Genomic DNA, 10,614 nt, shown 5'->3' with positions numbered 1-10,614 from the left:
GTGCTGGGTATTTGTCGGCTCGAAACGTTTCGAGCCGACAAATACCCAGCACTCAACGACGCAGGGAGGGGGTGGCCGCGCAGATGAGGCCGAATAGGAGCGGGTAGACGGCGCAGCGTTCGACCAGACCGATCAGGATGTTGGTGCCGGAGCCGGCGAGGGCGAGGAAGCCGACCAGCGAGACCAGGCCGAACACGCCGAGCGCGACCATGGCCCTCGCCGGCCCCCGGGGCACGCCGATGAGCTGGTGCGCGCGTCCGAGGACGATGACCAGCACGTTGCCGCCGACGATGGCCGCCATGGCTCCCAGCCCGTGATACGCGTCGGTGCCGTCCTGCATCGCCTCGGCGGATCCGGGGAAGAACGCCAGCAGGACGCCGCCGGCGGCCAGAGCTGCCGCCGGCACGAGCGCCGCCCAGCGGCGCCAGCCGCGCAGACCCCTGAGCATGGCGACGCCGGCGAACGCCAGGACCCCGAAGAGGAAGAAGCCGGCGTTCATGACCCAGGCGAGCGGCGAGTACATGAGCTGGCCGAGCGCTTCCGAGGGGCCGCTTACCCCGAGGTTGCTGATGTAGTGGTACGTGTAGCTGTAGGGCGGATCCGTCCACGCCGCGGCAGCGATGAACTCGGCGAGGAAGAAGATCACCGCCGCTGCGATGAGCACCAGTCCGGCGGCTGGGCGTTGCGCAGTCCGACGCGCCTCGGGGGCGAGCGTCTCCGGTTCTGCAGGGTTCAAGGGCTTCTTCTCTCCTGGCTCATGGTTCACTGGTCCAACTCAATAACTGTATCGATACCAGTTTTGGTGTCAAGCCAGTTTCGCGGCCGATACAGTAATGTCGGCGGCATGGCCAACGCAGACCCCCTGGGACGCCGGGAACGCAAGAAGGCAGCCACGCGCAAGACGATCGTCGACGCGGCGACCGAGCTGTTCCTGGCGCGCGGCTTCGACGACGTGAGCGTGCGCGAGATCGCCGACAAGGCGGACGTGTCCCCGACGACCGTGTTCGCGCACTTCCCGCAGAAGGAGGCGCTCCTCTTCGGCGACGAGGCCACGCAGCACGAACGGCTCGTCTCCGCGATCCGCGACAGGCCCGCCGGCACGTCCATCTCGACGGCGCTGCGGGACCACTACCGCGCCGAGCTCGCCGAGATGGCGTCGCGGCCGAACGGGGCTCGGGTGCTCAAGCTGATGGAGTCGACCCCGTCGCTGATGAACCACGCGTCCCGGATGTGGCTACGCCACGAGGATGCCCTCGCGGACGCCGTCGCCCAGGAGCTCGGGCGGGCGGAGCCGAGCGACGAGGTGCGGGTCTACGTACGGTTCGCGCTCCAGATCCCGCTCCTCGCCTCGGACAGCGCCGACCCGGACGGGATGCTCAGCACGGGGTTCCGAGTCCTCGACCAGGGCTGGGACGCGTACGCGACGCAGGCCGCTCCCCCACCCCGCTGACCCCAAGACCACCCAGTCCGCATCCGCCGGGCCGTCCGGCCGCGGATATCGTGGTCGGCATGCAGTCCGCCGAGCTTCTCGACCTGTGTCTCGCGCTGCCCGGCGCCGAGGACACCGACCCCTGGGGCGAGGGCGGCGGCGTCCTGAAGGTGGGCGGCAAGATCTTCGCGTTCGTGGGCACGGAGACGCTGGGCGTGAAGGTGGCCCGATCCACCGACGAGGCCCGCGAGTGGTACGACCGCTACCCGGACCACGTCTCGACCATGGCGTACATCGGCCGGCACGGCTGGATCACGGTGCGCCACGACGACGGCGTCGTGCCCGACGACGAGCTCGAGGAGCTCGTCGACATCTCGTACACCGCCGTCGTGGCGAAGCTCCCGAGGCGCCTGCGCCCCGAAGCCTGAGCTACGGGACCCGGTAGCCCGCCGTGCGGAACATCTCGTACCACTCGGCGCGCGTGAGCGGCACGTCCGAGCCGAGCGCGGCGCCCGCGACGCGGTCCGGGTTGGTGGTCCCGAGCACCACCTGCATCTGTGCCGGGTGGCGCGTGATCCAGGCGGTCGCGATGGCGATGGCCGGCACGTCGTACTTGGCGGCGAGCCGGTCGATCGTGGCGTTCAGCTCGGGGTAGTCCGGCGAGCCGAGGAACACCCCGTTGAAGAACCCCGCCTGGAACGGCGACCAGGCCTGCACGGTGATGTCGTTCAGGCGGCAGTAGTCGAGCGTGCCGGAGTCGCGGCTGATCGACTGGTCCAGCCCCTGCATGTTCGCGGCCACCCCCTGCGCCACGAGCGGGGCGTGCGTGACGGAGAGCTGGAGCTGGTTGGCGACGATCGGCTGCGACACGGACTTGCGCAGCAGCTCGATCTGGCCGGGCGTGTGGTTCGAGACGCCGAACGAGCGCACCTTGCCCGCCGCCGACAGCTCGTCGAACGCGCGCGCCACCTCGTCGGGCTCCACGAGGGCGTCCGGGCGGTGCAGCAGCAGGATGTCGATGTAGTCGGTGCCGAGCGCGGCCAGCGAGCCCTCGACGGACTCGATGATGTGCTCGTACGAGAAGTCGAAGTACGGCCCCTCGCGCACGATGCCTGCCTTCGTCTGGAGCACTATCTGCTCGCGCTCGGACGACGTCAGCTGCATCGCCTCGGCGAACCGCGTCTCGCACCCGTGCAGGGCGGAGCCGTACACGTCGGCGTGGTCGAAGAACGAGATCCCGGCGTCCCGGGCGGTCTTGACCAGGGTGCGCACCTCCTCGTCCGTCTTCTCCTGGATGCGCATGAGGCCCAGGACGACGTTCGGGACGGTGAGCTCCGTCCCCGGCAGGGTGAAGGTCTTCACGGCAGTTCTCTCCTGTGGATGGGTCGGGCGGCGCTGCTCGGCCGCGCTGGTCGGTACGTCGACGACGTCGCTCAGGCCGCGGAGAGCCGCGCGACCTCGTCGGCTGTGAGCCGAAGCTCCGCCGCGGCGGCGGAGTCGGTGATGCTCGCGGGCCGCGACGCCCCAGGGATCGGCACGACGACGGGCGCCAGCGCCAGCTCCCAGGCGAGCGTCACCTGGAACGGGGAGACGCCGTGCGCCTCCGCCACCTCGAGGAACGCCGAGTACTCGGTGCCGAGCGCGCCCGAGCGGGCCAGCGAGATGCCACCGAGCGGGCTCCACGGCAGGAACGCGATGCCGAGCTCGGCGCACAGCTCCAGCTCGGGCAGCGAGGAGCGGAAGCGCGGCGAGAACTGGTTCTGCACCGACACCAGGCGGCCGCCCAGGATGTCGTTCGCCTCGCGGATCTGGTCCGGGTTCGCGTTGGAGATGCCGGCCATCTCGATGACGCCCTCGTCGAGCAGGTCGCGGATCGCGCCCACCGAGTCGCCGTAGGGCACGTCCGGGTCGGGCCGGTGGAACTGGTAGAGGCCGATGGCCTCGACCCCGAGCCGCTTGGCCGACGCCTTCGCGGCCTCCTTGAGGTACTCCGGCCGCCCGTCCTTGGTCCAGGACCCGTCGCCGGGCCGCAGGTGCCCGCCCTTGGTGGCGACGAGGACGCCGGAGGTGTCGCCGCCGTAGGACCGCAGGGCCTCGGCGATGAGCTCCTCGTTGTGGCCCACCTCGTCGGCATGCAGGTGGTAGGCATCGGCGGTGTCGATGAAGGTGACGCCGGCGTCGACGGCGGCATGGATCGTGGCGATCGAGCGGTCGCGGTCGGGGCGTCCCTCGATGGACATCGGCATGCCGCCGAGGCCGATCGCCGAGACGGCCCGGCCGCCAATCTTGCGCGTTGCGAGTATGCGGTGCTGCATGAGTTGTTGTTTCTCCTCGTGTCGCGACGGGTTCGGAACCGAGACTAGGAAGCGATAACCTAGAAGTCCAACAACTCCTCATCATCATTCCTAGAACTGGTAGTGCTCAATGGAACTGCGTCAGATGGAATACCTCGTCGCCCTGGCGGACGAGCGGCAGTTCACCCGGGCCGCGGAGGTCACCGGCGTCTCCCAGTCCGGGCTGTCCGCCGCGATCCGCAACCTCGAGGTCGAGCTGGGCACCAAGCTGTTCACTCGGACCACGCGCAAGGTCGAGCCCACCGAGGCCGGCCTGGCGCTGCTGCCCTTCGCCCGCACCATGCTCTCCTCCGCGACGGAAGCGCGCGATGCGGTGGTGCAGGTCTCGCGCGAGCTCGCGGGGACGCTGCGGGTCGGGGCGGAACAGTGCCTCGGCGTCGTCGACGTCTCCTCGCTGCTCGAACGCTTCCACCGCCGCTACCCGCGCGTGGAGATCGCGTTCACCCAGGCGGGCTCGCACGAGCTGCTGGCCGGGGTGCGCGACGGCGACCTGGACGCCGCGTTCGTCGCCACGCCCGACCACGTGGGCGTGCTGCCGCGCACCGTGCTGGGCCAGGAGCCGGTGGTGCTGCTGTGCCCGCCGGAGCACCCGCTGGCGTCCCGCCCGGGCGTGGACCGGGACGAGCTCGGCGGCGAGAGCTTCATCGACTTCCACCCGTCCTGGGCGGTGCGGCAGCTCAACGACGACGCCTTCGCCGCGCGGGGCGTGCACCGCCGGGTGCGGTTCACCGTCAACGACGTACACACGCTGCTCGATCTGGTCGACCGCGGCCTCGGCGTCGCGCTCGTGCCCCGGCACGTCGCCGCCAAGCCGCAGGCGGCCCGGCTGGTGGCGGTCCCGGTCGCACAGGACGGCGCCGCGGACTGGGTGGTCTCGGTGGTCACCAACACGGGGGAACGCCAGGACTCGCCGGCCCCGCACCTCGTGGAGCTCCTGGACGACGCCCCGGTGCCCGCCGCCTGACTCGAGCTGAGCCGGTACCTGCTCCTGGGCTGGACGACCCAGCTGAGCCCGCCGCGACCGATCAGCCGAAGACCACGTCCGCGCAGTTGTAGAACGCCTCCGGGCTGTCCGACCGGGTCCAGATCGAGTAGATGATGTGGTATCCCGACTTGTTCGGCAGCGTGGCGTCCCAGTAGTACTCGTCGCCCTGCGGGCCGCCCGGGCGCAGGGCCGGGTTTGTCACCTCGTTGAACGGCACGGGCTCGAGGTCGTCCCAGGCCAGCGGCTGGTCCGGGTCCCAGCCGTCCTTGGTGATGTACTGCGACCACGTGCCGGGGTGCTTGGCCCAGGCGTTGTACTGGAACGTGATCGTCTGGCCTGCGGTGAGCGCCGTCGTCGGCCACTGGGCGCCCGGCTCGCGGAAGGCGGAGAACGACTCCTGCGGACCGCACAGGTTCCCGTCCGGGACGACTTCCTGGTGGTTCCCGTCCGCGTTGCTGAGCAGGTTGCCGAACCAGTTGTAGAACGGGTAGTTGCCGTTGACAGCCAACGCGTTCTGGCACATCGGGTTCTGCGGGTTGAGGTCGCCGCCCTGGCCGTTCTCGATCCCGTCCACGTAGCACGCGTAGGTGCGGGTGGCGGGGTAGGTGAGGCCGCCGTGCGCGTACGCCGCGGGCGGGTTCGGCTGCACGACCACGATGGCCGCCGCCACGAGCAGGCCCAGGGCGACGGCCAGCGCCGTCGCCCGGACCCGGCCGAGTGTCTTGTTGAGTGTCACGTCCGGCTCCTTCGTCGGTTCTTCCGTGAGATCGGTGTGCTCGATCCTCGGAGCGCGGACGCCGGCCGGACAATGATCCGAATCGCTTAAGCGCTACCTCACGGCGCCACGTTGTGGTTCGACGCGAACAGGTTGCTCGGGTCGTAGACCCGCTTCACCTCGCGTAGCCGGGCCAGGGTCGCCTCGGGGTAGGCGTTGCGCACGTCCTGCGGCGTCGTGGACGTCATGAAGTTCACGTACCCGCGTCCGGACACGCCGAGCGCGTCCGAGGCCGACGCCACCCACTCGCCCAGCGCGGGCACGCCGTCGAGACTCATCGTCATCCCCTGCACGGTGACCATCCAGGCGGCGTCACGGTGCGCGAAGGCCGTCGCGGAGGTGTCCGTGCCGGCGATCGCGCCGCCCATGGGCCGCAGGTTCACCACGGCAGGCCCGTGCGACGCGCCTGACACCGCCTCGATGACGGCCGCGGCCCACGCCTCGTCGGGCGCCCAGACGCCCTCGCCGAGGAAGCCGGTTCGCGCGTCGGCAGGAGCCCCACCCTCCGGGCCGCCCGGGCCCGCGAACATCTCGGGATAGGAGATCTCGCGCACGCTGTCGAGCAGGGTGCCGAGCGCGCGCAGGCGCGCGAGCACCGGCTCCGCCTCGGACGCCGGGCCGGCGAAGCAGACCAGCGCCATGACGAGCGGCTTGCCGTGCAGCTCAGCCGGCAGCATGGGCAGGGGCGGGGCGACCATCACGTTGACCATGCCCGACAGCTCGGCGGGCGCCTCGGCCACGGTCGCCAGGACCGCGGCGAGCGTGCCCGGGTCGGCGGCCCACCCGAGCATGCCGCCCGTGACCACCGGCAGCTCGCGCAGCCGCAGGTCGAGCCGGGTCACGACGCCGAAGTTGCCGCCTCCGCCCCGCAGCGCCCAGTAGAGGTCCGGGTTCTCGTCGGCGTCGGCCTGCACCACTCGACCGTCGGCGAGGACCACTTCGGCGCCCAGCAGGTTGTCGAGGGTGAGACCGTGGAGCCGGCTGAGGAAGCCGATGCCGCCGCCGAGCGCGAGGCCCGTGATGCCGACGGTCCCGGTGTCGCCGAACCCGGTGGCCAGGCCGTGCTCGGCGGCCGCCGTGATGTAGGCGCCGGCGAGGACTCCGCCCTGCGCGTGCGCGACGCCGCCGTCCGCGTCGATCTCGATGCCGTCCATCAGTCGCGTGTCCAGGACGAGCCCGCCGTCGGCCAGGCCGTGCCGGGCGTAGCTGTGGCCCCCGCCGCGCACGGCGAGCGGCAGGCCGGCGTCGCGGGCGACGGCGACGACCGCCGCGACCTCGTCGCTGGTCCGCACCCGTGCGATCGCGGCCGGAGTCCGCTCCGGGCCGCCCATGAACACGGCGGCGGCCTCGGCGAACCCGTCGACCGTGGGAGTGAGCAGGCGGTCGCCGAGGGCGGCCGCGAGCGGGGCCAGGGCCTTGTCGAGCGCCTCGGGCGAGAGCTGTGTCGTAGTGGTGCTGGTGTTGGTTTCTTGCGTGGCCATCGTTGCGCCTCCGAGTAGATACCGAACTTGCCGTGGATAACGTTAGAGATCTAAGCATTAGCCGTCAATGCATTTCGGCGTCAGCCGAACTACCCTCGGTCCATGCAACCAAGCGGGCAGCCCGACGGCGAACCAGGCGGCACGAACGACGGGACGGGGCCGAGCCGGCCCGGGCTGCTCCCCGTCGTCCCCACGATGTGGCAGTCCGTGCAGCGTGTGATGCGAGCGTTCGACGCGCTGCTGTCCGAGCACGGCGGCAGCTGGCAGGTCTGGCACATCCTGCTCGCCCTGCACCAGGGCACGCCGGCCACGCAGCGCGAGCTCGCGTACGCCGTCGGCATCCGGGAGGCCACCCTGACGCACCACCTGCGCGGGATGGAGAACCGCGGGCTCGTGGTCCGCACCCGCGAGGAGTCGAACCGCAGGGTGCAGCGCATCGAGGTCACCGACGCGGGTGAGAGGCTTTATCAAGAGCTCAAGTCCGCGGCGATCGGGTTCGACCGGACGCTGCGGAACGCGATAGGCAAGGAGGAGGCCGATGTCGGCGCCTTCCTGGACACGATCGGCCGCGTCGCCGAGTCCGTACCCGACCGCGGGCACGGACCCGTCCCGGAGGGCTGGCCCGGCAACCGCCCGAAGTAGCCTCCGCGGCCCGGCACCGGGAATATGCGGTGCCCCAGGCAACTTTGCATGTGTCGTGCAGCGCACCCGGGAGCCCCAGACATGACCGCAGCGTCCACCAGCGCCACCGACACGCGGCTCGGCCTGCGCGGCGACCGCGGCCCCATCCTCGGCGCGCTGATGCTCTCGACGGCGCTGGTCGCCCTGGACGTCACGATCCTCGCCACCGCCTCGACCACCGTCGCGCGCGAGCTCGGCGCGTTCGAGCAGGTCCCGTGGCTGTTCTCGGCATACACGCTGGCGCAGGCCGTGACCGTCCCGCTGTACGGGCGCCTGGCCGACGTGTTCGGGCGCAAGAACGTGATGATGCTCGGGATCGGGCTGTTCCTGGTCGGCTCGGTGCTGTGCGCCGTCGCCTGGAGCATGCCCGCACTGATCTGGTTCCGGGTGCTGCAGGGCCTGGGAGCCGGCGCGATCATGCCGATGTCGATGACCATCGCCAGCGACATCTACAGCCTCGCCGAGCGGGCCAAGATCCAGGGGTACCTCGCGAGCGTGTGGGCCGCCTCGTCGGTGCTCGGCCCGACCCTCGGCGGCGTGTTCAGCCAGTTCGTGAGCTGGCGCTGGATCTTCTGGGTCAACGTGCCGATCGCCGCCGTGGCCGCCGTCGTCCTCTGGCGCCGGTTCCAGGAGAAGGCGCGCGAGGGTCAGCGCGAGCCGATCGACTACGTCGGCGCCGCCCTGCTGACCGGCGGGAGCACCGCCCTGGTGCTGGGCCTGCTCGAGGGCGGGCACGCCTGGGGCTGGGCGTCGGTGGAGTCCGTGGGGATCTTCGCAGCCGCGGTGGTGCTGCTCACGGCGTTCGTCGTGTCGGCCCGCCGGAGCGCGCACCCCATCTTCGACCTGGGACTGCTGCGGCGCCGGGTGGTCGGCGCGTCGACGGCGGCCGGGCTCGGCGTCGGCGTCATCACGCTCGGGCTGTCCACGTACGTGCCGATCTTCGCGCAGGGCGTGCTCGGCGTCGGGCCGCTCATAGCAGGGTTCGCCCTGGCCTCGCTCCTGGTGGGCTGGCCGCTGGCGGCCACCGTGTCGGGCCGGATCTACCTGGCGATCGGGTTCCGGTGGACCGCCGTCATCGGCGCGGTGATCGTGCTGGCCGGCGCGCTGCTCACGCTCACCCTCGACGCCGGCTCCCAGGTCTGGCACATCTCCGCCGCGGTCTTCGTGATCGGGCTGGGCATGGGTCTCGTGGCCGTGCCGACGCTGCTGGCCGCGCAGCACAGCGTGGGCTGGAACGAGCGTGGCGCGGTGACGGCGACCAACATGTTCGCCCGGTCGATCGGGCAGGCGGTGGGCGTGGCCGCGCTGGGGGCGGTGGTGAACGCCGTGACCACCGTCGGGGCGGACGGGACGCCGGAGGGCCCCGGCCTGGCCACCGCCATACACCTGGTGTTCTGGTGCGTGGTCGGCACCGCCGCGCTGATGATCGGCACGGTGCTGCTGCTCCCCCGCGACAACCCGAAGGACGCGCAGCCGGTGTAACCCGCTCTACCGGCTCCGATACACGGCTCACCGGTAGGCGGACTCAGTTCTCCGGACGGACCTGGCTTCGGATCCGTTCGCGGGCGGTGCGCCCACGGCGCCGCGCCGGGATGCTGCCCGTGGCGCGAGCGAGACCGATCGGTTTCGGTGCGTCCCCGTAGAGACTCTCGTGCCCGCCGGCGGGCACGGAGTACGTCTCGTGCCAGATGGTGACGGCGCCGGGGACCTTCTTGGCGCGCCGGTAGAAGGCAAGCCAGGCAGGGCGGTGGGAGTGGTCCTCGGCGTTCGCATAGCGGTAGATGTCCTCCGCGCTGCGCCAGTACTGGATCACCGTGACTCCACGCAGGTCGCCGTCGATGACGGTCCGGGCGTGCAGGAAACCCGAGGAGGGGTCCTTCCACAGCTCGGCCAGCATCGGGCCCATCGCCGCGAACGCGGGGAGCCAGCCGTCGGGGCGCCAGAGCCGGTTGACCCGGGCGCCGATGAGGAAGACGGCGAGGTCGCCGTCGTGCTGGTGCGTCGTCAGCTCGGTCATAGCAGTACTCCTTCGACCATTGGATAGTTCGACTCTCCATTATTGGATAGTGGTAGTCTCCAATGTCAAGGCTGAGATCAAAGCTGAGGAGGAACGTGCGGATCTCGATGCTGGCCGAACGGACGGGCGTGCCGGTCGCGACCCTGAAGTACTACCTCCGCGAGGGTCTGCTGCCCCCGGGTGCTGCGACCGCCCGCACGCAGGCGCAGTACGACGAGACCCACGTCGAGCGCGTGCGGCTCGTCCGCGCGCTCACCGAGTCCGCCTCGCTCAGCCTCGCCGCTGTGCGCCAGGTACTCGCCGCGCTCGACAACCCGCCCTCCTCCTGGCACGAGCTCCTCGGTGCCGCGCAGCACGCGCTCCTCCTCGACGAGGACCGGCGCGCCAACGGGGCGCCGAGCCCGCGCCCGGCGCCTGACGGCGAGCCCGACCAGTGGGTCCGCCGCGCCACCCGCCTTGCCAGGTCCCGCGGCTGGCACTGCGACGAGGACGATGCGCTCGTCGTACGCCTCGCCGACCAGCTCCGCGCGGCCGATACCGCCGGCGTCGTCTTCACCGACGACCTCCTGGACGCGTACGCGCGGGGCTGCGAGACGATCGCCGCCGCGGACGTAGCCTCCGTGCCGGAGGGAGCGGCCGCCGCGATGCGGCAGGTCGTGGTCGGGACGCTCCTCGCGGACCCCCTGATCCTGACCATGCGGCGCCTCGCACAGCAGCAGGAGAGCGCGAAGGCCGCCGCTCGGCGCACGACCGGCCCATCGGCGCCGTCGCGGTCGCGGTCGGCACCTGCCTGACGCCCCCCGTCGTGGGGGGGGGGGGGTTTTTGGGTGGGTGGGGCGCCGGGGGGGCGACATAACCACCCACAAAACAAGAGCAGAGCCGGGGGGCCGGC

The 10,614-nt window shown here is 71.3% G+C and carries 12 protein-coding genes; 6 read left to right on the top strand and 6 right to left on the bottom strand.

The annotated features are described in order from the left end of the window. Positions 1 to 52: 52 nt before the first annotated feature. Positions 53 to 736, bottom strand: coding sequence for a DUF998 domain-containing protein (locus ACFT2C_RS07465; RefSeq protein ID WP_377206394.1), 684 nt, complete (start codon positions 734 to 736; stop codon positions 53 to 55). A gap of 108 nt (positions 737 to 844) precedes the next feature. Between ACFT2C_RS07465 and ACFT2C_RS07460 the strand changes: the two genes are divergently transcribed. Beyond that, positions 845 to 1,450, top strand: a complete 606-nt coding sequence (locus ACFT2C_RS07460) for a TetR/AcrR family transcriptional regulator (RefSeq protein WP_377206393.1) — start codon at positions 845 to 847, stop codon at positions 1,448 to 1,450. A 59-nt stretch (positions 1,451 to 1,509) separates the two neighbouring features. Beyond that, a complete protein-coding gene (locus ACFT2C_RS07455; RefSeq protein ID WP_377206392.1) occupies positions 1,510 to 1,857 on the top strand; it encodes an MmcQ/YjbR family DNA-binding protein in 348 nt (115 codons plus the stop codon). Between the two features lies 1 nt (position 1,858). Here the strand turns inward: ACFT2C_RS07455 and ACFT2C_RS07450 are convergent, their stop codons facing one another. Together ACFT2C_RS07450 and ACFT2C_RS07445 are read right to left on the bottom strand one after the other, a co-directional pair. After that, positions 1,859 to 2,791: an aldo/keto reductase family oxidoreductase gene (locus ACFT2C_RS07450; protein WP_377206391.1), complete on the bottom strand. Its 933-nt coding sequence runs from the start codon at positions 2,789 to 2,791 to the stop codon at positions 1,859 to 1,861. Between the two features lie 71 nt (positions 2,792 to 2,862). Beyond that, on the bottom strand, positions 2,863 to 3,744 hold the full coding sequence (locus tag ACFT2C_RS07445; protein WP_377206390.1) for an aldo/keto reductase: 882 nt from the start codon (positions 3,742 to 3,744) through the stop codon (positions 2,863 to 2,865). Positions 3,745 to 3,868: 124 nt separating this feature from the next. Between ACFT2C_RS07445 and ACFT2C_RS07440 the strand changes: the two genes are divergently transcribed. Continuing rightward, entirely contained in the window at positions 3,869 to 4,747 is an 879-nt protein-coding gene (locus ACFT2C_RS07440) for a LysR family transcriptional regulator (protein WP_377206389.1), read from the top strand. A 61-nt stretch (positions 4,748 to 4,808) separates the two neighbouring features. On the opposite strand, the gene ACFT2C_RS07435 is transcribed toward ACFT2C_RS07440, so the two are convergent. Then, positions 4,809 to 5,504: a lytic polysaccharide monooxygenase gene (locus tag ACFT2C_RS07435; RefSeq protein ID WP_377206388.1), complete on the bottom strand. Its 696-nt coding sequence runs from the start codon at positions 5,502 to 5,504 to the stop codon at positions 4,809 to 4,811. 98 nt (positions 5,505 to 5,602) lie between these two features. Beyond that, positions 5,603 to 7,024, bottom strand: a complete 1,422-nt coding sequence (locus ACFT2C_RS07430) for an FAD-binding oxidoreductase (RefSeq protein ID WP_377206387.1) — start codon at positions 7,022 to 7,024, stop codon at positions 5,603 to 5,605. A gap of 102 nt (positions 7,025 to 7,126) precedes the next feature. Between ACFT2C_RS07430 and ACFT2C_RS07425 the strand changes: the two genes are divergently transcribed. Together ACFT2C_RS07425 and ACFT2C_RS07420 are read left to right on the top strand one after the other, a co-directional pair. Beyond that, entirely contained in the window at positions 7,127 to 7,666 is a 540-nt protein-coding gene (locus ACFT2C_RS07425; RefSeq protein WP_377206386.1) for a MarR family winged helix-turn-helix transcriptional regulator, read from the top strand. Positions 7,667 to 7,747: 81 nt separating this feature from the next. After that, positions 7,748 to 9,187: an MDR family MFS transporter gene (locus tag ACFT2C_RS07420; RefSeq protein WP_377206385.1), complete on the top strand. Its 1,440-nt coding sequence runs from the start codon at positions 7,748 to 7,750 to the stop codon at positions 9,185 to 9,187. Between the two features lie 43 nt (positions 9,188 to 9,230). Here the strand turns inward: ACFT2C_RS07420 and ACFT2C_RS07415 are convergent, their stop codons facing one another. Further along, complete coding sequence (locus ACFT2C_RS07415) at positions 9,231 to 9,722, bottom strand: DUF4188 domain-containing protein (protein ID WP_377206384.1); 492 nt, start codon at positions 9,720 to 9,722, stop codon at positions 9,231 to 9,233. 95 nt (positions 9,723 to 9,817) lie between these two features. Here ACFT2C_RS07415 and ACFT2C_RS07410 point away from each other — a divergent pair, with 95 nt between their 5' ends. Continuing rightward, positions 9,818 to 10,516, top strand: a complete 699-nt coding sequence (locus ACFT2C_RS07410) for a MerR family transcriptional regulator (protein WP_377206383.1) — start codon at positions 9,818 to 9,820, stop codon at positions 10,514 to 10,516. Positions 10,517 to 10,614: the final 98 nt, after the last annotated feature.

The sequence above is a fragment of the Promicromonospora sp. NPDC057138 genome, assembly GCF_042670845.1.
Classification (GTDB): domain Bacteria; phylum Actinomycetota; class Actinomycetes; order Actinomycetales; family Cellulomonadaceae; genus Promicromonospora.
This window is presented reverse-complemented; position numbering and strand designations above follow the sequence as displayed.